General features: G+C 63.7%; 20 protein-coding genes and 1 other RNA gene. 10 read left to right on the top strand and 11 right to left on the bottom strand.

Annotated features, from left to right (window positions below; translation table 11 throughout):
* Positions 1 to 31: 31 nt before the first annotated feature.
* From AC4BBN_RS06515 to AC4BBN_RS06505, 3 genes are all read left to right on the top strand, one after another.
* Complete coding sequence (locus AC4BBN_RS06515; protein ID WP_490591134.1) at positions 32 to 448, top strand: endonuclease domain-containing protein; 417 nt, start codon at positions 32 to 34, stop codon at positions 446 to 448.
* Positions 445 to 1,650, top strand: coding sequence for an acetyl-CoA C-acyltransferase (locus AC4BBN_RS06510; RefSeq protein ID WP_490591133.1), 1,206 nt, complete (start codon positions 445 to 447; stop codon positions 1,648 to 1,650). The genes AC4BBN_RS06515 and AC4BBN_RS06510 overlap by 4 nt, the downstream gene beginning before the upstream one ends.
* A gap of 227 nt (positions 1,651 to 1,877) precedes the next feature.
* On the top strand, positions 1,878 to 2,642 hold the full coding sequence (locus AC4BBN_RS06505; RefSeq protein WP_490591132.1) for an enoyl-CoA hydratase: 765 nt from the start codon (positions 1,878 to 1,880) through the stop codon (positions 2,640 to 2,642).
* A gap of 2 nt (positions 2,643 to 2,644) precedes the next feature.
* Here the strand turns inward: AC4BBN_RS06505 and gph are convergent, their stop codons facing one another.
* The 11 genes from gph to cysK form a co-directional block, all read right to left on the bottom strand.
* On the bottom strand, positions 2,645 to 3,361 hold the full coding sequence (gene gph / locus AC4BBN_RS06500) for a phosphoglycolate phosphatase (RefSeq protein ID WP_490591131.1): 717 nt from the start codon (positions 3,359 to 3,361) through the stop codon (positions 2,645 to 2,647).
* Positions 3,362 to 3,419: 58 nt separating this feature from the next.
* On the bottom strand, positions 3,420 to 4,139 hold the full coding sequence (locus tag AC4BBN_RS06495) for a FadR/GntR family transcriptional regulator (protein WP_490591130.1): 720 nt from the start codon (positions 4,137 to 4,139) through the stop codon (positions 3,420 to 3,422).
* A 43-nt stretch (positions 4,140 to 4,182) separates the two neighbouring features.
* Positions 4,183 to 5,703, bottom strand: a complete 1,521-nt coding sequence (arfA, locus tag AC4BBN_RS06490) for an arabinosylfuranosidase ArfA (RefSeq protein ID WP_490591129.1) — start codon at positions 5,701 to 5,703, stop codon at positions 4,183 to 4,185.
* Between the two features lie 233 nt (positions 5,704 to 5,936).
* Positions 5,937 to 7,268: an extracellular solute-binding protein gene (locus AC4BBN_RS06485; RefSeq protein ID WP_490591128.1), complete on the bottom strand. Its 1,332-nt coding sequence runs from the start codon at positions 7,266 to 7,268 to the stop codon at positions 5,937 to 5,939.
* Positions 7,269 to 7,342: 74 nt separating this feature from the next.
* The gene (locus tag AC4BBN_RS06480; protein WP_490591127.1) at positions 7,343 to 8,179 is read right to left on the bottom strand and encodes a carbohydrate ABC transporter permease; all 837 of its coding nucleotides are present in this window, start codon (positions 8,177 to 8,179) and stop codon (positions 7,343 to 7,345) included.
* Positions 8,176 to 9,063, bottom strand: a complete 888-nt coding sequence (locus AC4BBN_RS06475) for a carbohydrate ABC transporter permease (protein ID WP_490591126.1) — start codon at positions 9,061 to 9,063, stop codon at positions 8,176 to 8,178. The genes AC4BBN_RS06480 and AC4BBN_RS06475 overlap by 4 nt, the downstream gene beginning before the upstream one ends.
* A 7-nt stretch (positions 9,064 to 9,070) precedes the next feature.
* Positions 9,071 to 10,153 carry an ABC transporter ATP-binding protein gene (locus tag AC4BBN_RS06470; protein WP_490591125.1) on the bottom strand — a complete coding sequence of 361 codons (1,083 nt, stop codon included), beginning with the start codon at positions 10,151 to 10,153 and terminating at the stop codon, positions 9,071 to 9,073.
* A gap of 200 nt (positions 10,154 to 10,353) precedes the next feature.
* Positions 10,354 to 10,995, bottom strand: a complete 642-nt coding sequence (gene alkB, locus AC4BBN_RS06465) for a DNA oxidative demethylase AlkB (RefSeq protein WP_490591124.1) — start codon at positions 10,993 to 10,995, stop codon at positions 10,354 to 10,356.
* Positions 10,996 to 11,002: 7 nt separating this feature from the next.
* On the bottom strand, positions 11,003 to 13,972 hold the full coding sequence (locus tag AC4BBN_RS06460) for a transglycosylase domain-containing protein (RefSeq protein ID WP_490591123.1): 2,970 nt from the start codon (positions 13,970 to 13,972) through the stop codon (positions 11,003 to 11,005).
* Between the two features lie 225 nt (positions 13,973 to 14,197).
* Complete coding sequence (locus AC4BBN_RS06455; RefSeq protein ID WP_490591122.1) at positions 14,198 to 15,301, bottom strand: sensor domain-containing diguanylate cyclase; 1,104 nt, start codon at positions 15,299 to 15,301, stop codon at positions 14,198 to 14,200.
* A gap of 63 nt (positions 15,302 to 15,364) precedes the next feature.
* Positions 15,365 to 16,282 carry a cysteine synthase A gene (cysK, locus tag AC4BBN_RS06450; protein ID WP_490591121.1) on the bottom strand — a complete coding sequence of 306 codons (918 nt, stop codon included), beginning with the start codon at positions 16,280 to 16,282 and terminating at the stop codon, positions 15,365 to 15,367.
* Between the two features lie 61 nt (positions 16,283 to 16,343).
* Here cysK and rnpB point away from each other — a divergent pair.
* From rnpB to AC4BBN_RS06415, 7 genes are all read left to right on the top strand, one after another.
* An RNA gene (rnpB, locus tag AC4BBN_RS06445) (RNase P RNA component class A) lies at positions 16,344 to 16,779 on the top strand.
* A gap of 137 nt (positions 16,780 to 16,916) precedes the next feature.
* Entirely contained in the window at positions 16,917 to 17,810 is an 894-nt protein-coding gene (locus AC4BBN_RS06440; protein ID WP_490591120.1) for a dienelactone hydrolase family protein, read from the top strand.
* 67 nt (positions 17,811 to 17,877) lie between these two features.
* Positions 17,878 to 18,765, top strand: coding sequence for a diaminopimelate epimerase (gene dapF / locus AC4BBN_RS06435; RefSeq protein WP_490591119.1), 888 nt, complete (start codon positions 17,878 to 17,880; stop codon positions 18,763 to 18,765).
* Entirely contained in the window at positions 18,762 to 19,445 is a 684-nt protein-coding gene (locus AC4BBN_RS06430) for a DUF484 family protein (protein WP_490591118.1), read from the top strand. The genes dapF and AC4BBN_RS06430 overlap by 4 nt, the downstream gene beginning before the upstream one ends.
* A gap of 2 nt (positions 19,446 to 19,447) precedes the next feature.
* The gene (locus AC4BBN_RS06425) at positions 19,448 to 20,392 is read left to right on the top strand and encodes a tyrosine-type recombinase/integrase (protein WP_490591117.1); all 945 of its coding nucleotides are present in this window, start codon (positions 19,448 to 19,450) and stop codon (positions 20,390 to 20,392) included.
* 38 nt (positions 20,393 to 20,430) lie between these two features.
* Entirely contained in the window at positions 20,431 to 21,627 is a 1,197-nt protein-coding gene (locus AC4BBN_RS06420; RefSeq protein ID WP_490591116.1) for a class I SAM-dependent rRNA methyltransferase, read from the top strand.
* Positions 21,628 to 21,736: 109 nt separating this feature from the next.
* A complete protein-coding gene (locus AC4BBN_RS06415) occupies positions 21,737 to 22,795 on the top strand; it encodes a CobW family GTP-binding protein (RefSeq protein WP_490591115.1) in 1,059 nt (352 codons plus the stop codon).
* Positions 22,796 to 22,902: the final 107 nt, after the last annotated feature.

Here is a 22,902-nt window from a genome sequence, read left to right as displayed (position 1 = left end):
CCGGGGGAAGGCCGGGATGGGGGCTTGCACCATGCACAACTACGCCACACCCGCCGCCAACGCCCACGCCCGCCTTTTACGGGCGGGAATGACCGACTCCGAGCGGCGGCTGTGGTCGCGTTTGCGCAGGGAGCAGTTGGGTGTGAAGTTTCGCCGCCAGCATCCGCTGGGCAACTTTATTGCCGACTTTGCGTGTTTGGCCCCCAAACTGGTGGTCGAACTCGATGGGTCCCAGCATGCCGACCAAGCTGCGTATGACGCGCGCCGCGAGGCGTTTTTTCGCAGCCTGGGCTTTACCGTGCTGCGCTTTGCGACCGACGCGCCTTTTTCTAATCTTGATGGGGTGTTGGTGGTGATTTTGGATGCGCTCACTGCCGCCAAATCCCTGCCCCCATCCCAACCTTCCCCCGAAGGGGGAAGGAGTAAAACCACAAGGAGCCCTCCATGAAACAAATCCAAGACGCCTACATCGTCGCCGCCACTCGCACGCCCATCGGCCGTTCGCACAAAGGCTATCTGCGCAACACCCGGCCCGACGAGCTGCTGGCCACAACCTTGCGCGCGGCGCTGGCCCAGGTGCCCGGCCTGGACCCGGCCACCATCGAAGACGTGATCTGCGGCTGCGCCATCCCGGAAGCCCAGCAGGGCCTGAACGTGGCGCGCATTGGCGCGGTGCTGGCGGGGCTGCCGAATTCGGTGGGCGGCATCACCGTGAACCGCTTCTGCGCCTCCGGCATCAGTGCGGTGCAGATGGCCGCTGACCGCATCCGCGTCGGCGAAGCCGATGTGATGTTCGCTGCCGGTGTCGAAAGCATGAGCATGGTGCCGATGATGGGCAACGGGCCCAGCCTGTCGCCGAACATCTTCATGAACACGGACGACGTGGACAACTACGGCATCGCCTACGGCATGGGCCTGACGGCCGAGAAGGTGGCGCAGCAGTGGAAGATCAGCCGCAGCGCACAAGACGAGTTTGCCTACGCATCCCACATGAAGGCACTGGCGGCGATGAAGGCCGGCGCCTTCACCGACGAGATCACGCCGATCACGGTGGACGACCGCAGTGTCGATCTGGACACCGCCAAGGTCAGCATCACCCAGCGCACCGTCAGCCTGGACGAAGGCGTGCGTCCCGAGACCACGGTGGAGGGACTGGGCAAGCTGAAGACGGTGTTCTCGGCGCGCGGTTCGGTCACCGCCGGCAACAGCTCGCAAACCTCCGACGGCGCCGGTGCGCTGATCCTGGCTAGCGAATCGGCCATCAAGCGCTTCGGCCTGACGCCGCTGGCCCGCTTTGTCAGCTTCGCCAGCAAGGGCGTGCCGCCGCACATCATGGGCATTGGCCCGATCGAGGCGATTCCCGCCGCGCTGCGCTACGCCGGCCTGCAGCACCAGGACATTGACTGGTTCGAGCTGAACGAAGCCTTTGCCGCCCAGTCGCTGGCCGTCATCAACACCCTGGGCCTGGACCCTGCCAAGGTGAACCCGATGGGCGGCGCGATTGCCCTTGGCCACCCGCTGGGCGCCACCGGTGCTATCCGTGCCGCGACGGTGATCCACGCGCTGCGCCGCAACAACCTGAAGTACGGCATGGTGACCATGTGCGTCGGCATGGGCCAGGGTGCAGCCGGTATCTTCGAACGCATATAGAAGAGCACACCCCCAGGCTACGCGCTGCGCGTCTTCGCCAACCCCCTTGCAGGGGGCGAACCCGGTGGCCTGGCGGAGCCAGTTCCACGGGTTCTCTGGAAGGGGTGTTGATTGCGCGGGTTTGAGGTTTTTAGGCTGCTAGCGCTTATTTCATCTGCGCTGGCAGCTATTTAAATGATAGTAATGCCGCGGTTGTTAACATCCGCATTTTTCTACCGAGTGATCCCATGACCGACATCTTGACCCATACCGAAGACGGCATCTTGACCATTACGCTGAACCGCGTGGCCAAGAAGAATTCGTTGACCTCGGCGATGTACTCCGCTATTGCGGATGCGCTGGACGGCGCTGCAGCCGACGCGAGTGTGCGCGTGGCCGTCATCCAGGGCCATGAAACCATCTTCTCGGCCGGTAACGACATTGGCGACTTTTTGAATGCGCCAGCGCCCACGGCAGAGTCGCCAGTGATCCGCTTCCTGCGCGTCATCAGCACATTCCCCAAGCCGCTAGTCGCCGCAGTGTGCGGTGCAGCGGTGGGCGTGGGCACCACCATGCTGTTGCACTGCGACTTGGTCTATGCGGGCGACAACGCTGCGTTCTCGCTGCCCTTCGTCAACCTGGGCCTGTGCCCCGAAGCCGGCTCCAGCTACCTGCTACCGCGTCTCATGGGCCACCAGCGCGCCGCCGAGGCATTGCTGCTGGGCGACCCGTTTACTGCAGAGACAGCGCTGGAGGTGGGCTTGATCAACCGCATCGTGCCGCCCGCCGAGGTGCATGCGCTGGCACATCGGCAGGCCTTGCGCCTGGCGGCTAAGCCGCTGGCGTCTTTGGTCACCAGCAAGCGCTTGATGAAGCAGGAATTGGCCGCACCGGTAGCCGAGCGCATGGCTGAGGAAACCGGCCTCTTCGGCAAGATGCTGCGTGAGCCGGCGGCCAAGGAGGCGTTGACGGCTTTCATGGAAAACCGCAAGCCTGACTTCAGCAACTGCTGAGTTCAGCGCCCGGCCCGCACTTGCACATCCGCTAGCGAGTCCAGCAAGCCGTCACAGTCCACCGCCTCCACCGGCTCGCCGTGGTTGTAGCCGTAGCGCACCAGTAGCACCGGGCAGCCAGCGGCCCGCGCGGCCTGGGCATCGTTCTGCGAGTCGCCCAGCATCAGCGTGTGTTGTGGCAGCGTGCCCAGGGCCTCGCAGGTCTTTTGCAGCGGCAGCGGGTCGGGTTTTTTGCGCTCAAACGCATCGCCGCCGAACACATGGCTGAAGAACCCGTCCAGGCCTTTGGCCTGCAGCAAGGGCAGGGCGAAGGCGGTGGGCTTGTTGGTCAGGCAGGCCAGCTTCCAGCCCCGGTCTTGCAGGGCCCGCAAGCCCTCCAGCACGCCGGGGTACACCTGCGAGAACTGCCCGTTGATGGCCAGGTAATGGTGTTGGTAGCGGGCCCAGGCCTGCGCGTAGAGTGCTTCTATATTGATAGCTGCTGGTGCAGGTGATGTCTGCGCTAGAGCATGATTGAATACGGAGTGCAGCAGGTGTTCCGTGCCCTTGCCCACCATGGTCTCTATGGTGTGCGGCGTGATGGCGGGCAGGTCCAGATCGGCCAGCATGCCATTCAGCGCCGCCGCGAAGTCCGCCAAGGTGTCCACCATGGTGCCGTCCAGGTCCACGATGGCGGCCTGTATCGAAGTTTGGTTTGACTGGATGGCGTTTAGAAGCATGTCATGGCGTCCCAAAATACCGTGATTTTCGACCATTCAATCGCCCAAACTCACCCGGCTAGGGCTGGACGGTATACGGCAGCAGCCGGGCCTGTGATGCAGACAGCAGGGCGGTCATGGCGGCGGCGGCGGCGTCTGGCTCGTGCGCCAGGATGTGGCGGTGCACATCGGCGTGCAAGGCCAGGTCTTCGCTGGGCCGGGTGGCATGGCGCAGCAGCATTTCGGATGACACCCGCAGCGCGGTTTTGATGCCGTTGCCTATGGTGATGAACATGCCGTTGTGCGACACCTCGATGATGGTCATGTGGAAGGCCAGGTCGGCTTCGGCGGCGGCGCGCACCTCGTTGCTGGTGTAGGCCTCGGCCAGCTCGTGGTAGCGGCGGTCCAGTAGCTGCATGTCGGCGGCATTGCCTGCGCGGGCGGCAAGAAAGCAGGCGCGCGGCTCGAAGCACAGCCGCATCTCGTAGATGTCTTCGATGATCTTGCTGTCAAACTGGGCGTGCAGCCGCCAGGCCAGCACGTCGCGGTCCAGCAGGTTCCAGTCGGCAAAGGGCAGTACGCGTGTGCCGATCTTGGGCGACACGTCGATCAGCCGCTTGCTGGACAGCTGCTTGATGGCTTCGCGCACGGTGGTGCGGCTGACGCCGTAGGCGCTGCACAGCTCGCTTTCCACCGGCAGGGCGTCGCCCGGCAGGAACTCTCCGCCGACGACGCGCATGCCTATGATTTTTGCGACCTGTGCGGTCATCGTGCCCACCAGTGGTTCACGTTCGAACATGCGTTTTCCTTGTGCGGCAAGGGGCACGGTGGCCCCTGCCTCTTTAAATACGACCGGTGGCGGTGGTGACGATCACGTTCCACGAGCCGGGTTGCAGTTCCGCCAGAATGGTTTCACCGTCGACCTGTACGTTCGGATTATTCTCCGGCACCACGGTGTTGGGGGCATCCTTGGTGTTGGTGGCCTTCATATTGCTGTGGTGCAGGGCCAGCGCGTGGTCCAGCTGGCGCGTGCGGCCCAGGCCGCGCAGCTCCACGCGCAGCTGCATGGTTTCGGTCAGGTGGCGGTTCAGCGCGAACACGGTGGTGGTGCCGGTGCTTTCGTCGTCCACCACGCAGGCGCACAGGTAGGGGATTTCCGGGTGGCTCTTGGCTTCGTAGCTGGGCGACTCGATCACCGGGCGCAACACCTTGCCATGCGCAAAGCGGGTGGCTTGGGCGAAGGGGTAGAAGATGGTCTGGCGCCAGGCCGGGCCACCGGGCTCGGTCATGATGGGGCCGATCACGTTCACCAACTGGGCCAGGCAGGCGGCCTTGACGCGGTCGGCGTTGTTCATCATCACGATAAGGGCGCCGCCGACTACCAGCGCGTCTTCGGTGTTGTAGATTTCTTCCAGCAGGCGTGGGGCCTCCGGCCAGCCGGGCTTGCGCAGGTCGTTGATGGAGCGGGCCTTGTACCAGACGTTCCATTCGTCAAACGACAGCATGATGCGCTTGGCCGAGTGCTTGCGCGCCGCAACGCCATCGGCCACGGCGACGATCTCCTTGATCGACAAATCCATCTGCTCGATGCAGCCAAAGAATTCGGGCGTGGAGTCGCCGCGGTTCTCGAAATAGGTGTGCAGCGAGATGAAGTCCACGTCGTCAAAGCAGTGCTCCAGCACCGTGTCTTCCCACTTGCCGTAGGTGGGCATATTGTGTTGCGACGAGCCGCAGGCGGCGAGCTGGATGGTCGGGTCCACCAGGCGCATCAGCTTGGCGGTTTCGTGGGCGATGCGGCCATATTCGTCGGCGGTCTTGGAGCAGATCTGCCAGGGGCCGTCCATCTCGTTGCCCAGGCACCAGAACTTGATGTCGTGCGGGGCCTCTACGCCGTGCGACTTGCGCAGGTCCGACAAGGCCGTGCCACCGGGGTGGTTGCAGTATTCGAGGAACTCGCGGGCTTCGTCCGGGCCGCGCGTGCCCAGGTTGACGGCCCACATCGGCTCGATGTCGGTGGCCTTGCACCACTCCATGAACTCATTGGTGCCGAACTGGTTGGTTTCGGTCGAGGCCCAGGCCAGGTCCAGCCGCACCGGGCGGTCTGCGGCCGGGCCTACGCCGTCTTCCCAGTTGTAGCCCGAGACAAAGTTGCCGCCGGGGTAGCGCACGATGGTGGGGCCGAGCTCGCGCGTCAGCTCCATCACGTCGCCGCGGAAGCCGCGCTCGTCGGCCGTGGGGTGGCCGGGTTCGTAGATGCCGGTGTAGACCGCGCGGCCGAGGTGTTCGACGAAGGAGCCGAAGATGCGTCGGTCGAGGTCAGAGACAACGAAATCGCGGTCAACGACCAGGCGGGTGGAGATCATGGTGTGCTTCCTGTAAAAAAAGGGGAGTGGGGGCCGCCCTCACGGCCCCGGGAGATCACAAAGGTGTTTAGGGCAACGCTGAACAAGTCCCTCGCGGTCTGCGCATCTCTGGTCTCGGGCGGTCTGCGGCGTTGCAAATCCTCGCCATAGCCGAAGCTATGTCTGCGGTTTGCGCCTTGCATCCCATCCCTAGCCAGAGCGCGCAGCCTCGCGGGGACTTATTCAGCGTCGCCTTAGCGGACGCTGGCCAGCAGCTTGTTGACCCGCTCTTCGCCGGCTTTTTGCACAGCGTCGATCGGCTTTTGGGTCAGCAGCATGTTGATCATTTCTTCGCCCACGATGGCTTCGATGGCGCGCTGGCGTGGCACGTTGCTGGGCAGGGACACGCCGATGGAGCTGATCTCCAGGATGTTGCTGCGGAATGGCAGCTTCTTGAAGTCGTCACGGGCGGTGGCGCTTCTGTTGGCGGGCAGGTGGCCGGTACGGGCCCATTCGTAGTCGCGGTCCCACAGGAACTTCATGAAGGTCAGCGCGGCCTTGCGGGTTTTCTCGTCTTTGGCGCCGCCCTTGAGCATGACCCAGCTATGGCCGTCGGCAAAAGCGGCTTTCTTGGCGTAAATCTTGGCGAAGGGCACCACCGAGTAGCCGCCTTTCAGGGGCGAGTCGGCCTTGTCGGCTGCATCCACAAAGTCGCCAATCGTCCAGGTGCCCACGATGTGCACGCCAACATCGCCGTTGATGAAGGCCTGGTTGGCTGCGCCGTAGTCCATATTGGGTTTGACCAGGCCTTCGGTGTACAGCGTGTTCATCAGCTCCAGCGCGTTGCGGGCGGGCTTGGAGTGCAGGTCAATCTGCTTGCCGTTAGCCGAGAACAGTGTGCCGTTTTGCTGCGCAACCAGGGTCACCAGGGTGCGGTAGTTGGCGGCAGCATCGGAGGCGGGCCAGCCCAGGTAGGCTTTGCCGGTGGCCGCCTTGAACTTGCGGGCCTGGGCCAGCAGCTCCTCAGGGGTTTGCGGCAGTACGGGTGTGCCATCGGCGTTGGTCAGCCCGGCTTTCTTCATCAGGTTGCCGTTGATGTGCCAGAGCCAGGACCAGGTATCGAAGGGCAGGGCGTAGGTTTTGCCGCCGATCTGTGTGCCCTTTTTGGCCTGTTCGCTGAACTGGTCGGTGCTGATACCGACCGACTTGAAGCCTTCGTCCAGCGGCTCCACCAGCTTGCGCGCCACGTAGTCGCCGAGTACAGATTCGTGCATCACGGTGATGGTGGGCACGTCTTTGGCGACGATGCGGGCACTGAGCTGGTCGTAGTAAGGGGCCCATTCAGCGATTTGTGGTTTGACCACAATGCCCTGCTTGTTGGTGGCGTTGAACTCGTTGATCAGCGTGGTGATGATGCCGCACTCGCCATGTGCCTTGCTGGCATCGACGGCTTTGCCGTAGTCGGCATCGCAGGCTCCGAAGAAGCGGGCCACGGTGATTTCGGTCTTGTCCTGCGCGGCGCACAGGGCGCTGCCGGTGGCCAGTGTGATGGCAACCAAGCTGGTTGCGAGCATTTTCAGTTTCATGCTTTGTCTCCTCGTTTGTAGGCCGTGGCCATTTTTTAATGTGCAGCGGATCGGCGCTGCCCCGGTAAAACGCTTTAGCGTGTGGCCGTGCCGGCCACAGCGGTGACGATGTATTTCTGGAAAAACAGGTACAGCACAAACAGCGGCAGCCCGGCAAACACCGCCTGTGACATCAGGTAGCCAATGCCCTCGCTTTGTGCAAAGTTCGACTGGCTGGAGGCCAGGCCCAGGGTGATGGTGTACATCTCGGACTTCGAGGCCGACACCAGTGGCCACAGGTAGTCGTTCCAGGCGTTCAAGAAAGTGAAGATGCCCAGGGTGGCCTGCGCCGGCACCGACAGCGGCAGGATGATTTGCCAGAAGATCTTCAGCTTTGACGCGTTGTCCAGCATGGCGGCTTCTTCCAGCTCGACCGGAATGCCCCGGAAATACTGCGCCATCAGGTACACGCCAAACGGGGCGGCCAGCTTGGGCAGGATCAGCGCGCTGTAGGTGTTGTGCAGCTCCAGATCGGCAAACAGGCGGTGCAGCGGCACGATGATGGCCTGCTCGGGCACGGCCAGTCCGGCCAGCACGCAGGCAAACAAGATGCGCCGTCCGGGGAAGGTGGTGCGCGCAAAGCCGTATCCCGCCAGCGAGGCAATCACCAGCGTCAGAAAGGTCTGCCCCAGCGACACGATGGCGCTGTTCAGCAGCCAGCGGAAGACCTGCGATGTGCCCAGGATGTCGGTGTAGTTCTTCAGCGTGAACGGGGGCGAGAACAGCACGTCGGTGCGCGCCATCAGTGCCGCGTTGGGCTTGAATGACAGCATGAAGATCCATACCAGCGGAGCCACCCACAGGCAGGCCAGGGCAATGGTGGCGGCCAGAATCAGCCGGTCGCCCCAGCGGCTTTTCAACATACGGCTCATGCGTGTTTCTCCTGTGCGGCACGTTGGCGGCCCAGCCAGGCCTGTACGCTCACCCCGATCAGCATCAGGCCAAACAGCACCTGTGCAGCGGCGGCCGAATAGCCCAGCGCCCATTGGGTAAAGCCGGTCTCGTAAATGAATTGCACGATGGGGCGCGAGGTGTTGTTGGGCCCGCCTTGCGTCATCAGGTACGACTGGCCAAACAGCTGGAACTGCAAAATCACCTCGATCACCGCCACCAGCGCCACCGTGCCTTTGATGGACGGCAGGGTGATGGCGACAAAGGTGCGCCAGCGGCCCGCGTTGTCCAGCGCGGCGGCCTCGTACATTTCTTGCGGAATCTGCTGCAGCGCGGCCAGGAACAGCATCATCGGCAGGCCCACAATCCACCACACGGTGACCAGCGCCACCGCAGGCAGGGCCATGGCATCGCTGACCAGTGGGGCGATGGGGGCCAGGCCCATGCCGGTCATAAGGTTCGACAGCAGGCCTTTGTCGGGCATCAGCACCAGCCGCCAGACCAGCGTGACGATGGTCACCGACAGCACCGACGAGCCAAAAAAGATAGCGCGCAGCACCGCACCGGTGCGCCCGGGCCGGTTAAGGGCCAAGGCGAGCGCCAACCCGAGGGCGACGAACACCGGGGTTGTCATGCCGACAAAGTAGAACGTGTTGCGCACCGCACCCAGAAAGATGTCGTCGTGCAGCAGGTCGGCGTAGTTTTTCAGGCCGATGAAGTCGCTGGTGTCGGCCAGCATGTCCACATCGCGCAGGCTCAACCACCAGCCCATCACCAGGGGCAGCACCAGCAGCAACAGATAGACCACCAGGTAGGGCAGAACGAAAAGGCCGTTCAGCCAATGTTTGGGTTGTTTGCGTGCCATGGCGGCCTCACTGCGGCGCGTGGTGGGCCAGGCCCGCCGCGTCAAACACATGCAGGCGCGCGCTGTCGATACGCAGCGCCACGGCTTCACCGGGGGCGACGCCGCTGTCGCGGTGTGCCTCGGCCACCACGGTGCTCCCATCGGCTAGGCCGACGTGCGCCAGGGTGCGGTCGCCCAGGCGCTCTACCACGTCCACCCGGCCGGGTAGTTCGCCCTGCGTGTCCAGTGTGATGAATTCGGCGCGAATGCCCAGGGTGAGTGTACCGGCGGGTACATCTGCATCGCGCAGGGCGGTTTGGAACACGCTGCCGTGTGCGAGGCGCAGGCATAGACGCCCGTCTTGCGGGGCCGCGCGCTCGGTGTCTAAAAAGTTCATGGCCGGCTGGCCAATGAAGCCGGCCACAAAGCGGGTCGCCGGGCGGCGATAGATGTCCATGGGCGCGCCGATCTGTTCGATCTTCCCCTTGTTCATCACCACGATACGGGTCGCCAGCGTCATGGCCTCGACCTGGTCGTGGGTGACGAACACCATGGTCGACTGCAGGCGCTGGTGCAGGCGTGCCAGCTCGACCCGGGTGCGGGTGCGCAGGGCGGCGTCCAGATTCGACAGGGGTTCGTCAAACAAAAACGCGCTGGGGTTTTTCACGATGGAGCGGCCAATCGCCACGCGCTGGCGTTGCCCGCCAGATAACTGGCCGGGCTTGCGCTGCAGCAGGGGCTCCAGCTCCAGCATGCGGGCGGCGTCGGTGATGCGGGTGCCGATCTCGGCCTCGGCCAAGCCAATGTTGCGCATGCCGAAAGCCATGTTGTCGTACACGCTCATGTGAGGGTACAGCGCATAGTGCTGGAACACCATGGCCACGCCGCGCTGGCCGGGCGGCAGGTCGGTCACGTCCTTGCCCGCAATGGTGATGCTGCCACTGGTCACGGGCTCCAGGCCGGCCATCATGCGCAGCAGGGTCGATTTGCCGCAGCCCGAGGGGCCGAGGAACACCAGGAACTCGCCTTGCGCGATGTCCAGGCTCAGGTCGTTCATCACCGCCACGTTGCCGTAGTGCTTGCTGACCCGGTTCAGTTGAATGCCTGCCACGTCTTGTCTCCAATATGTCTTTGGTATTATGAAAGACAATCATAGAGGCGGCAAAGTTGGGCTGTCAACCGCAATCGATGCTGCATCGCAGCATGGCTAGCGGCTTCGCGTAATTGAGTTTGCTATAAATTAAATAGCTGCTGTCGCAGGTGCTATCTGCGCTGTAGCCGCATTTTGTCTATGCCGCCAGTTGCGGCGGTTCAGCCCGCCTTGCGCAGGGTCAGGTTGATGCGCTGCGCGCCCAGCAGCGGGTGTTCGGCTTGCGCCACGGGCAGCACGCCGTGGTAGCGCAGGCGGTCGGCACCGCCCCAGACCACCACGTCGCCGTGCACCAGCGGTACGCGCAGGGTCTTGCAGACGCGGTCAAAGCCGCCCAGCACAAAGGTGGCCGGTATTCCCAGCGACACCGAGACGATGGGCGCGCTGTAGTCGCGTTCGTCCTTGTCCTGGTGCAGCGACAGGCGGGCGCCCGGCCGGTAGCGGTTGACCAGGCAGGCGTCCGGCACAAAGTTGGCAAAGCCCGTGCGCGTTGCGGCCTCTTGCGCCAGCTGCAGCAGTACCTCGGGCAGGGGCGGCCAGGGTTGGCGGGTATCGGGGTCGAGCGCGCTGTAGCGGTAGCCGTGGCGGTCGCTGGTCCAGCCCAGGGCGCCACAGTTGGTCAGCGCCACCGACATGGGCTGGCCGCCCGGCGTGACCATGTGGCGAAAGGGCGCGGTGTGTTGTATCTGCTCCAGCGCGGCCAGCAGGCGGGGCACATAGGGCAGGGCCAGCCCCTTCAGCAGCTTGGCCTGCGGGGCCAGTACCAGCTCGGCCGGCGTGCCGCCAAAAAGATCGGCTTGCATGGGGAGCCTAGTTACGGCAGGCCAGCGCGCTGGCCGTGGGGCTGTCGCCCATGCTGGCTAGCAAGGTGGGCGCCAGCGACTTCAGCAACTGGGCCGAGAGTGCGCTGGTGAACCGGTAGTTGGCCGCATAGGGTTCGTGGACATAGGCCGTCATGGTGCCAAAGAAGCGGTCGCCCAGCAGAAACACAAAGGTGGCCGAGCGGTTCACCGCGCGCGAGGACACCAGCCGCCCGCCGGGCCCATAGGTTTCAAAGCGGTGGTCGCCGGTGCCGGTTTTGCCGCCGATGTCGATGTTGCTGCCATTGGCCAGCTTGAAGCCGTCGCGCAGCCGGCTGGCGGTGCCGCCGTTCACCACGTCCAGCAGCGAGCGGCGCACCACCTCGGTCAGCTCTTCGGGCAGCAGCCGCTCGGCGACGGGCGGGGCGCTTTCAAAGCGGGTGGCATAGGGTGTGCCGCTGGCGAAGTCCAGGCTGTGCAGCTTGCGCAGCGGCAGGCGCATGCCCTTGTTGACGATGATGCCCATCAGCTCGGCCAGGGCTGCCGGGCGGTCGCCCGACGCGCCCAGGGAGGTGGCCAGCGACGGCGTCAGCGACTCAAAGGGGTAGCCCAACCGGCGCCAGTCCTGGGCGATTTCCTGGAAGGCCTCTAGCTCCAGCATCTGGCGTATGCGTTTGTCCTGCGCCACCTTGCGGTTGCTTTTGAACAACCAGCTGTAGACCTCCTGGCGCACGCTGCCACTGGCCTGCAGGGTCTGCGCCAGCGTGGCGGTGGGCTGCTGGTGCATATAGCTGACCACCCACAGCTCCAGCGGGTGGATGCCAGCGATGTAGCCCCGGTCGGCCAGCGAAAACTTGTCTACCGCATACTTGGTGTACAGCTCCTGCAACTGGGTGTCGGACAAAGCCATTCCGGGCAGGCGTTGGCGCATGAAGGCCGCGAACTGCGCCAGATCCGCGTTCGGCTGCAGGCTGCGGAATACCGTGGCCAGACGTGCCGGCACCGGGCGCATGGTTTGCTGCAGCAGGTCTTGGGCGGCATCGGGCGCCAGCCCCTGGTATTTGCGGTAGAAGCGGGCCATGAACTGGCGGCCTTCCTTGTCGGCAAAGCGGGCCAGGATTTCCTGCCGCGCGGGCGAGTCTGCTGCCGGTAGCGCGGCGCTGCTGGCGCCCGAGCGTTCGAACTGGTAGTACTGCACCACGTCACGCATCAGCCGCACAAACACCAGGTTCACCGAGTGCTGGAAGCTCTCGCGCACCGTCATCACTTTGTAGTTCTCTTCTGGCTCGAAGTTCTCAAAGCTTTGCACGCCGCCGCCGGTGACAAAGCTCTCGCCCGGGTTGCCGGAGTAGCGGCGTTCCATGGCGGCCTCCAGCATGGGGCGCAGGCTTTTGTCTTGCGCCTGGGCGATGTAGGCGCGGGCCCAGCGGCTCAGCGTGTCGGCGTCATCGCCCTTGGCGGCGGCCAGCTCCTGTGGGCCCATGTCTGCATAGCGCTGGTGCAGCGCGGTGATGATTTCCAGGTAGGTGATCAGCGTGCGCAGCTTGGCGGTGGAGCCCAGGTTCAGCCGTGCGCCTTCGTTGATGTCGAAGGGCTGGTCGAAGTTGTCGGTCTGCACGCGCAGCAGGTTGGCGCCGTCGCGCTGCTCAAACAAGGTGAAGCTGAACACCAGCTTGCTGGGGTCGTCGCCGGGGCTGAGCATATTGCGGCCATACAGGCCGGCGGCCTTGGCGCTGGCGGGATCGCTCAGCTGGCGCAGCACCGTGCCGACTTCGCGCTGTACCTCGCCGTTCAGGCTGGCGTTGGCCGACATATCGAAGCGGTCCAGGTCGTACAGGTGTTTGACCTGCAATAGGCTGGACAGATGGGCGCGCAGAGCCGTTACCGCCTTGCGTGTGACAAAGGACACCGGAGGGGCTGCACCTGTATCTTGTTGCAGTTTCAGCTGGATGGGCAGGGCTGCATCGCGCAGCGCGGGCGAGATGATGCCGGCGGTGGCCAGCACGCGCAAATGGCTGTCGGCCAGCTGCTGCAGCGCGGCCCGGCCTTCGCGCAAGTAGTACGAGGGCCGGCGCTGCGCAATCATCAGCGACAGGGCCTGTTTGAAGGCCTCCGCCCGGCTCTGCAACGCGGCGCCGGTTTCATCGGCATTGTCTTGCAGCAGCTGGTTCGCTTCAGCAAAGTCGCGCCCGTACCAGGCCCACAGGCCGTCGCCCATGCCGTTGACCTCGCCGTACCCGGGCTTGGCGGCCAGCGGTACGGTGTTCAGGTAGTCCACCACGGTTTGCTGGCGAAAGGCCAGGGTGTTTTCGCCGCCCATATAGGTCTTGATGGAGGCGCTGGCCATTTGCCGCAGCTTTTCGCGCGGCGAGGCGGTGCGGCCCTCGGGGGAGTGGCGGTATTTTTCGATCTGCGTGACCAGCGTGCTGGCGCCGGGGGCTTCGTGCGACTTGTCCACCGCGTGCACCACTTGGTCGGTCAGTGCCTTGCTGAAGCGCCCCCAGTTGATGGCGGGGTTGTGCTGGGGCTGGCTGTTGTCCAGCAGGTCGCGGTCTTCGATGAACAGCAAGGTATTGACTAGCAGCGACGGCACGGCGCGGAAGTCCGCATAGCCGCGCTCAGGGTAGCGTTCCGCATACAAGGTTTGGGCATTGCAGTCGCGCAGGTTCAGCCCGGCCTGGTTCTTTTCAGCGTAGGGCAGTGGTAGCCCGTTGTCGGCCAGTTCGGCCATGCGTGGCGAGATGCGGGCTTGCTCGGTGACGGTGTAACCGCGTGCGGTCAGGGACTGGGTGAAGGCGGGAATCTGGCTGTAGCCCAGCCGTTCGTCGTAGGGCCCGCTGTGCGGAAAGCGGATGGCGTCCTCGGGGCTGGGCCCAGGTTCTGGCGCAAAGCGCAGCTCTTGCCCCAGCCGTGACAGATAGCGCGCCTGCAGCCGGGAGGTGTTTAGCTCATCCGCGACCAGCCAAGCCAATAGCGCCATCAATCCCAGCAGGATGGCCAGTAAGAGCAGTTTCCACCTAGTTCGTAACAGCAATTTTTAGACGTTGGAAATGCAACTTTGCAGCCCTATGTTAGGGCCAAATTCAGCCGGATCTTGTGGCTTTTTTGTGTCTAAAAGACAGGGAATGTTCTTAGATAAATGTGTGATCTTCAGGTAACCCAAACCGGGAAAACTTGTACATTGATTTGCTGTCGGTGACTGGCTTCAGGCTGTTGCCTGCGTGCTGTTCGAGGGAACCCACGCGCGTACCTGGTTGCGGCCTGAGTTTTTGGCTTGGTAGAGGGCTGCATCTGCACTGCGGATGAGGTCTTCCGCAGACCTGGCATGCTCTGGGAATACGGCAACGCCCAGGGAGATAGTGGCTTGGATGCGGTGTTCCCCAAAGGTCACCACTGCCTTGCTGAAATGAACCCGCAACTCTTCTGCGCGCGCCATTGCCGCGTCTAGCGGCATCGTGGGTAGCAACAGCAGGAATTCTTCGCCGCCATAGCGGCAGGCCACATCGGAGCTGCGCGCGGCTTCCATCAGTAAGTGGCCCAGATGCACCAGCACCTGGTCGCCAGCCGGATGGCCGTAGCTGTCATTCACCTTTTTGAAGTGGTCAATATCCAGCAGGATGATGGACAAGGGCAGTCCATCACGTTGGCAACGTGCGAGCTCGCGGTCAAGGGTATTGCCCAGGTAGCGGCGGTTGTACAGGCCCGTCAGCGGGTCGCGGTTGGCCTGCTCACTCAGGCGTGTTTGCAGCGCATCAATTTCGAATAGTTTGCACTGCAGGTCTTTGTTGGCAGAAAGCAGCTGGGTTTCGCGCTCTTGCAGTTGTTGGCGCATTTTGCTCAGCTGGCGGTTGCGTTCAAAGCCCATGTTGTTCATGGCCAGCAAATACCAGCCCAGCCCCAGCATGCAGAAGGACGAGGTCAGCGTGTCGGTGCCAGGCGCCCAGCGCAACCCACCGATGGGTAACCAAAGTGCCATCCCCAGCACCAATGCCAGCAGCGCTTGAATGACACCGCTCCAGCCTCGGTTGGCTGCGTTGTTCGACAGGGTGCCCATGGCCCCAGAAAATGTAATCCACGCGGGGAACCCCATGCCTGCAGCGGTCATGCCTAGCAAGACTGAATCTACCAGCAGGTTGCGGGTTTCGGTGGCGACCGGGTCACTGGCTTTGCGCGCACGTAGAAATTGCACATGCGGGTAGACCAGAAACGCCATGCCCAGCAAAAGCCAGGGCATGGGCTGGCGCTGGCCCTGCTCCACCATGTGCAGGCCGTATGCGACGAACATCAAGGCAAATGATATGGTGCGCATGCGGTAATGCATGCGCACCAACCACGGTAAGCGGTGGGCCGACGGCAGCACGATCTGTGGGGCTTAGACGGGGAGAAACCCGTCCACCGACAAGTAGCGTTCACCGGTGTCGTAGTTGAAGCCCAGCACGCGCGCGCCTGCGCCCAGCTCGGGCAGCTTTTGCGCGATCGCCGCCAGCGTGGCGCCGCTGGAGATGCCCACCAGCATGCCTTCTTCGCGCGCGCTGCGGCGGGCCATTTCGCGGGCCGGCTCGGCGTCTACCTGGATGGTGCCGTCCAGCAGCGCCACGTCCAGGTTCTTCGGGATGAAGCCTGCGCCTATGCCCTGGATGGGGTGGGGCGCCGGGGCGCCGCCGGAGATCACGGGCGAGGCCGTGGGCTCTACCGCAAACACCTTCAGGTTCGGCCATTTCGCTTTCAGCACGCGGGCGCAGCCGCTGATGTGGCCGCCGGTGCCCACGCCGGTGATGAGGGCGTCCAGCCCCTCGGGGAAGTCGGCCAGGATTTCCTGGGCCGTGGTGCGCACATGCACGTCCACATTGGCCGGGTTTTCAAACTGCTGCGGCATCCAGCTGCCAGGTGTTGCGGCCACCAGTTCCTGGGCGCGGGCGATGGCGCCCTTCATGCCTTTTTCACGCGGCGTCAAGTCGAAGCTGGCGCCATAGGCCAGCATTAGGCGGCGGCGTTCGACCGACATGCTGTCGGGCATCACCAGCACCAGCTTGTAGCCCTTGACTGCGGCCACCATGGCCAGACCCACGCCGGTGTTGCCAGATGTGGGTTCGATGATGGTGCCGCCGGGTTGCAGCACGCCGGATTTCTCCGCGTCTTCCACCATGCTCAGCGCAATGCGGTCCTTGATGGAGCCGCCGGGGTTGCTGCGCTCGGACTTGATCCACACATTGGCGCCCGGGCCAAACAGGCGCTGGATGCGTACGTGCGGGGTGTTGCCAATGGTCTGCAGGATGGTGTCGGCTTTCATAGGTCTCCTTTTGGGTGGACGAAAATTTTCCCATTGTGGCGCACTGCCATAATCGGGGGGTGAAGCCCGCCAGACCGCCGCTGGTGCAATCTGGGAAACCAGGCACTGGAGGAACGTCCGGACTGCATAGGGCAGCGTAGCAGCTAACGGCTGTCCACCGTGAGGTGAGGATTAGAGCAACAGAGACGAGTTTTTGCAGGTAACACCCGTGGGTGGTCTGTGCGGTGTCAGCGCAAGCTGGCAAGCGGGTAGCGTAAGCCACACGCCCACGGCGCAAGCCGTGGACAGCACAGCACCTTTTGCGGGCAGAGCCCGCAAAAGGTGAAACGGGCAATCTCTACGCGCAGCAATACCAAGTAGGCCAACGTTGACGGGGCCCCCGGAGTTGGCGGGTAGGTAGCATTGAGCCGGTGGGGCGACCCCCGGCCCAGATTAATGGCGGTCACGCCGAGGGCAACCTCGGTGCACAGAATCCGGCTTATCGGTGGGCTTCACACTTTTATAGGCCAAATCGGCCTCTGGCGCAGATTCCACCTGCGCAGGCAGCTCCTTATTTAATAGCGTATGCCCCGTCAACACTGCGGGCTATCGGTGCGCCACCATAATTTCCAGCTCTTTTAACCAAGGACGCAGCATGAAGTTAATGGATTACGGCTTGAAGCCCATGGATTTTCAGAACCCCGTGCCCGCAACCCCGGTCGAGGGCCTGTCGCGCCGCGGCTTTGCCGTGACGGCTCTGGCCTCCGGCTTTGCTGTGGCCTCGAATCCGGTGCTGGCCCAGGCCATCACCACCGACTCGGTCGGCCTGACGGCAGGCGAGGTCAGCATCCCGGTGGCCGACGGCAAGATCCCGGCCTACCGCGCAGTACCCAACAAGCCGGGCAAGCACCCCGTGGTGCTGGTGGTGCAGGAAATTTTCGGCGTGCACGAACACATCAAGGACGTGTGCCGCCGCTATGCTAAGCAAGGCTACTACGCGATTGCCCCCGAGATGTACGCGCGCCAGGGCGATGTGTCGAAGATGAGCGACATCGGCCAGATCCTGTCCACCGTGGTGGCCAAGGTGCCGGACGCGCAAGTCGTTTCCGACCTGGATGCCGCCGTGGCCTTCGCCAAGGCCAGCGGCAGCGCCGACGCGGACCGCGTGGGCCTGGTCGGCTTCTGCTGGGGCGGCCGGGTGGCCTGGGTGTATGCGCTGAACAACCCCAAACTGAAGGCGGCGGTGGCTTACTACGGCCTGCTGGAGGGCATGCAGTCTGACATCCGTCCGCAGGACCCGGTGCAGTTCGCATCCAGCATCAAGGTGCCGGTGCTGGGCCTGTACGCCGGGCTGGACCAGAACATCAAGGCCGAGGCGGTCAACCGCATGACCGAGGGCCTGCGTGGCTCCGGCAGCGGCTCCGAAATCGTGGTGTTCCCCAGCGTCAACCATGGTTTCAACGCCGACTACCGGCCCAGCTACGACAAGGTGGCCGCGACCTACGCGCAGAAGCTGAGCTTCGACTGGCTGAAAGACCACGGCGTCTGAGTGGCGGAAAACTGCGCGGGAGTCTTTCCGCGCGCAATGGGGTGTGCTTGCGGGAGATAATTCCTCCATGCACATCCCATTCACCAAAATGCAGGGCGCGGGCAACGACTTTGTGGTGCTCGACGAGACCCAGGGCCGCCTGGGGCTGAGCGCCGCCCAGTACCGCTTTCTGGCCGACCGCCACTTTGGCGTCGGCGCCGACCAAATTCTGTCCGTGCGCAGCGCCAGCGCACCGGGCATTGACTTCGAATACGCCATCCACAACGCCGACGGCGGCGAGGTGGAGCACTGCGGCAACGGTGCGCGCTGCTTTATGCGCTTCGTCCACAGCCGGGGCCTCACCACCCAAAGCAGCGTGCGCGTGCAAACCATGGAGCGCGTGCTGCAGCTCAACATGCAGGACGATGGCCGCGTCACCGTGGACATGGGCCAGCCGGTGTTCGACCTGCCGCAGATCCCATTCGACCCGCAAGGCCTGCAGCCCGTGGCTGTGAATGATTGGCAAATATGGCCGCTGGCGCAGGTAGTATCTGCGCAGGGTGCTATGTTTAGCGTAGCAGTCGTGTCGATGGGCAACCCGCATGCGGTGCACCTGGTGGACGACGCCGAGGCCACGCCGGTCGCCACCCTGGGCCCGCTAGTGCAGGCCCAGCCTTGCTTCCCGAATGGCGTGAACGCCGGTTTTATGCAGGTTGTCAGCCGCAGCCAGGTGCGCCTGCGCGTCTACGAGCGCGGCGCCGGCGAAACCCTGGCCTGCGGCACCGGCGCCTGCGCGGCGGTGGTGGCGGGCATTCGCCTGGGCCTGCTGGACGCGCGGGTGGACGTGGACACCCACGGCGGCCGCCTGACCATCGAATGGGCCGGCATGGGCCAGCCGGTGCGGATGACCGGCCCGGCCACGACGGTTTTTGACGGCTCGATCACGATTCCAGACTCATTGATTGCACCCCTATGAACACCACCAACCCGATCACCGAAGACGACATCGCCAACTTCCTGGCCAACACGCCCGAGTTTTTCGAGCGCCATTCCCAGGTGCTGGCCTCGGTGCAGCTGACCAGCCCGCACGGCAACCGCGCCGTCAGCCTGCAGGAGCGCCAGGCCGAGATGCTGCGCGAGAAGATCAAGGGCCTGGAGCACCGCATCATGGACATGGTGCGCAACGGCAACGAGAACGTCATCATTGCCGATAAGCTGCAGCGCTGGGCGCGCAGCCTGCTGCTGACGCGCTCTGCCCGCGACCTGCCCGAGCGCATTGCGCATGAAATCGAGGTGCAGTTTTCCGTGCCGCAGGCCGCCATCAAGGTCTGGGGCGTGGCCGACGAATACGCCTCGGCCCCCTGGGCCATGGGTGTCAGTGAAGACGCGAAGATTTTTGCCTCTTCGCTGACCGCGCCGTTCTGCGGTGTGAATTCGGGCTTTGAAGCGGTGAGCTGGCTGGCTGACCCGAAGGCCGCCATGTCGCTGGCGCTGATGCCGCTGCGCACCGGCGTGCTCAACAGCCCCAGCCCGGCTTTCGGCATGCTGGTGCTGGCATCACCCGACGCCCAGCGTTTCGAGTCCGCCATGGGCACCGACTTCCTGGAGCGCATCGCCGAGCTGGCGGGTGCCGCCCTGTCGCGCTTGCGCGCTTAAAAATGCCGGATTCCAGCGTACCGCCGCCCCTGGTCGCGCAGTACCTGGACCATGTGCGCTTTGAAAAGCGCCTGGCCGAGCGCACCGTGGCGCTGTACACGCTGGACCTGCAGAGGCTGGCGCAAGAGGCCGACAAAGCTGGCGTGGCGCTGACCGCCGTGGCCCACCACCACATCCGCCGCTGGGTGGCGCAGATGCACAGCCAGGGCCGTACCGGGCGCGGCATCGCGCTCATCCTGTCGGGCTGGCGTGGTTTCTATACCTGGCTGGGTCGGCAAGGCTTGGTGGCCAGCAACCCGGTGCAGGACGTGCGCGCACCCAAGGCCGCCAAACCCCTGCCCAAAGCCCTGGGCCTGAACGAAGCCGTGGGCCTGGCCGACTTTGAAAACGAGGCCGACGACCCCTGGCTGGAGGCGCGTGACGCCGCCATGGTCGAGCTGCTGTACGGCGGCGGCCTGCGCGTGGGCGAGCTGACCGGGCTGGACGCCAAGCCCAGCCCGCAGGCGCGTGGCTGGATCGACCTGGACGCCGGCGAGGCCCATGTGCTGGGCAAAGGCAGCAAGCGCCGCAGCGTGCCGATTGGCCGTAAAGCCGTGGAAGCGCTGGAGCACTGGTTGGCGGTGCGCGCCGAAGGGCAGGGCGCGCAGTTTTCGGCGGCCATGTTCCTGGGGCGGTACGGTACGCGGCTCACCGCCCAGTCGGTCTGGCAGCGCCTGCGCCGGCGCAGCCAGCTGGCCGGCACCGCCACCCCGGTGCACCCGCACATGCTGCGCCACTCGTTTGCCAGCCATGTGCTGCAAAGCAGCGGCGACCTGCGTGCCGTGCAGGAGCTGCTGGGCCACGCCAATATCAGCACCACCCAGGTCTATACCCGGCTGGACTTTCAGCACCTGGCCAAGGTGTACGACGCGGCCCATCCCCGGGCGAAACTGCCGCCGAGCAAGTAGTCGGCGGGTCTGGGCAAATAGGCCCGACAATCCCGCCCATGAAAGTTATTCGTTTACGTGAAGGCAAGGAGCGCTCGCTGCAGCGCCGCCACCCCTGGATTTTTGATTCGGCCATCGCCAAAGGCGGCGGCGACGCGGGTGAAACCGTGCGCGTGGAGTCGCACGAGGGCAAGTTTCTGGGCTGGGCGGCGTTCAGCCCCACCTCCAAGATCCGCGCCCGGGTCTGGAGCTTTGACGAGACCCAGCGCATAGATGCTGCGTTTTTTGTAGCGGCTGTCGCAGCCGCTATAAGCGCCAGAGGCCGATTTGATGTGAATAGCGACGGCGTACGTCTGATCCATGGCGAATCCGACGGCCTGCCGGGCCTGATCGTGGACCGCTACGGTGATACCTTGGTGGCGCAGTTTCTGTTTGCGGGTGTGGAGCGCTGGAAGGCGGTCCTGATCGACGCCATCCTGGCCGCCACCGGCCTGACCAAGCTGTACGAGCGGTCGGACACCAATACCCGCACGCTGGAAGGCCTGGAGCCCACCACCGGATGGCTGCGCGGCGACGGCCCCACCGGCCTGACCATCCAGGAGCACCAGTGGCGCCTGGGCCTGGACATTGCCGAGGGCCACAAGACCGGCTTCTACCTAGACCAGCGCGACAGCCGCAAGAAAATGGCCGACTATGCCCAGCGCCTGCAGTTCCAGCGCGTGCTGAACTGCTATTGCTATACAGGGGGCTTTACCGTGGCAGCCCTGGCCGGCATGCGCGCCGGCGGCAGTCAAGGCCACGTCACTTCCATCGATTCGTCCGGTCCGGCGCTGGAACAGGCGGCAGCAAATGTGGCGTTGAACGGCTTTGCCGCGGACCGCGTGACTTTTATGGATGCCGACGTGAACGCCTCGCTGCGCCAGTTCGCGGCGCAAGGCCAGACTTTCGACTGCATCGTGCTGGACCCGCCCAAGTTCGCCCCCACGGCGGCCCATGCCGACCGCGCGGCCCGCGCCTATAAAGACATCAACCGGCTGGCCTTCAAAATACTGGAGCCGGGCGGCGTGCTGTTTACATATTCGTGTTCAGGTGGCATCAACGCTGACCTGTTCCACAAGATCGTCGCCTCGGCCGGTATCGACGCAGGGGTGGATGGCTACATCAGCGAGCGCCTGGGCGGCGCCCCCGACCACCCGATGACCATCAATTTTCCTGAAGGCGAATACCTCAAAGGCCTTGTAATTCTGAGGAAATAGCCCCATCTAAAGCCGGCCTGAATTGGCCGCTACACTCCCCACCTGTTAATTTCCACGAAATCGCGGGGGCAGCGCCGTTCCCAGTGACAAATTAGCAATGAAAGAACCCATGGCACTCATTCCCGTCACCATCCTGACCGGCTTCCTGGGCTCGGGCAAGACCACGCTGCTCAAGCGCGTGCTGACCGAGGCCCACGGCCAGAAGATCGCCGTCGTCGAGAACGAATTCGGCGAAGAAAACATCGACAACGAGATACTGGTCTCTGAGCCGGGCGAGCAAATCATCCAGCTGAACAACGGCTGCATCTGCTGCTCGATCCGCGAAGATCTGCGCTCGACCCTGAGCCTGCTGGCCGCCAAGAAGCGCAAAGGCCTGCTGGACTTTGAGCGCGTGGTCATAGAAACCACCGGCCTGGCCGATCCTGGCCCGGTGGCCCAGACCTTCTTTATGGACGACGAGATCGCCGAAAGCTATCTGCTGGACTCGATCCTTACGCTGGTGGACGCTAAACATGCGGCAACCCAGCTGAACGATCGCCAGGAGGCCCGCCGCCAAGTGGGTTTTGCCGACCAGATCTTCATCAGTAAGACCGACTTGGTGGATCCCGCCGAGGTGGACGCGCTGATGCACCGTCTCAAGCACATGAATCCGCGTGCACCGCAAAAGGCTGTGCATTTCGGTGAAGTGGCGCTGAGCGAGGTGTTTGACCTGCGCGGCTTCAACCTGAACGCAAAACTGGACATCGACCCCGACTTCCTCAAAGAAGACGACCACGACCACCATGACCATGCCGAGGGCGAGCACTGCGACCACCCTTCGCACCAGCATGACCATGGCCACGGCCATGAGGGGCACCACCATCACCATGACGACGACGTAAAAAGCTTTGTTTTCAAAGCCGATCGCCCGTTTGATCCGGCCAAGCTGGAAGATTTCCTCGGCGCTATTGTTAATATTTACGGCCCGCGCATGTTGCGCTACAAAGGCGTCTTGAATATGCAAGGCACCGAGCGTAAAGTCATTTTCCAGGGCGTGCACCAGTTGATGGGCAGCGACCTGGGCCCAGCTTGGGCCGAAGATGAGAAGCGCAGCAGCAAAATGGTGTTTATTGGTATCGATTTGCCGAAAGACATCTTTTTGCAAGGCATGGAACAGTGTTTGGTGTAAGGTCAATGTTGGTGAAAGGGCCCCGCAGCAGCGGGTGAATACATGATGGCTTCGTTCTTGCATGGAAATACGGCTGGGGGCTTCAAGCCTGCGGGTCGGTGCATGCC

This window comes from Rhodoferax sp. SPJ21, from assembly GCF_058216335.1.
The sequence above is the reverse complement of the archived record's forward strand: the minus strand, read 5'-3'. Positions and strand labels throughout refer to the sequence as shown.

Coding starts and splice junctions, on each gene's coding strand:
- AC4BBN_RS06515 (WP_490591134.1), top strand. CDS start 32: ATGCACAACTACGCCACACCCGCCGCCAACGCCCACGCCCGCCTTTTA.
- AC4BBN_RS06510 (WP_490591133.1), top strand. CDS start 445: ATGAAACAAATCCAAGACGCCTACATCGTCGCCGCCACTCGCACGCCC.
- AC4BBN_RS06505 (WP_490591132.1), top strand. CDS start 1,878: ATGACCGACATCTTGACCCATACCGAAGACGGCATCTTGACCATTACG.
- gph (WP_490591131.1), bottom strand. CDS start 3,361: ATGCTTCTAAACGCCATCCAGTCAAACCAAACTTCGATACAGGCCGCC.
- AC4BBN_RS06495 (WP_490591130.1), bottom strand. CDS start 4,139: ATGTTCGAACGTGAACCACTGGTGGGCACGATGACCGCACAGGTCGCA.
- arfA (WP_490591129.1), bottom strand. CDS start 5,703: ATGATCTCCACCCGCCTGGTCGTTGACCGCGATTTCGTTGTCTCTGAC.
- AC4BBN_RS06485 (WP_490591128.1), bottom strand. CDS start 7,268: ATGAAACTGAAAATGCTCGCAACCAGCTTGGTTGCCATCACACTGGCC.
- AC4BBN_RS06480 (WP_490591127.1), bottom strand. CDS start 8,179: ATGAGCCGTATGTTGAAAAGCCGCTGGGGCGACCGGCTGATTCTGGCC.
- AC4BBN_RS06475 (WP_490591126.1), bottom strand. CDS start 9,063: ATGGCACGCAAACAACCCAAACATTGGCTGAACGGCCTTTTCGTTCTG.
- alkB (WP_490591124.1), bottom strand. CDS start 10,995: ATGCAAGCCGATCTTTTTGGCGGCACGCCGGCCGAGCTGGTACTGGCC.
- AC4BBN_RS06460 (WP_490591123.1), bottom strand. CDS start 13,972: ATGGCGCTATTGGCTTGGCTGGTCGCGGATGAGCTAAACACCTCCCGG.
- AC4BBN_RS06455 (WP_490591122.1), bottom strand. CDS start 15,301: ATGCGCACCATATCATTTGCCTTGATGTTCGTCGCATACGGCCTGCAC.
- cysK (WP_490591121.1), bottom strand. CDS start 16,282: ATGAAAGCCGACACCATCCTGCAGACCATTGGCAACACCCCGCACGTA.
- AC4BBN_RS06440 (WP_490591120.1), top strand. CDS start 16,917: ATGAAGTTAATGGATTACGGCTTGAAGCCCATGGATTTTCAGAACCCC.
- dapF (WP_490591119.1), top strand. CDS start 17,878: ATGCACATCCCATTCACCAAAATGCAGGGCGCGGGCAACGACTTTGTG.
- AC4BBN_RS06430 (WP_490591118.1), top strand. CDS start 18,762: ATGAACACCACCAACCCGATCACCGAAGACGACATCGCCAACTTCCTG.
- AC4BBN_RS06425 (WP_490591117.1), top strand. CDS start 19,448: ATGCCGGATTCCAGCGTACCGCCGCCCCTGGTCGCGCAGTACCTGGAC.
- AC4BBN_RS06420 (WP_490591116.1), top strand. CDS start 20,431: ATGAAAGTTATTCGTTTACGTGAAGGCAAGGAGCGCTCGCTGCAGCGC.
- AC4BBN_RS06415 (WP_490591115.1), top strand. CDS start 21,737: ATGGCACTCATTCCCGTCACCATCCTGACCGGCTTCCTGGGCTCGGGC.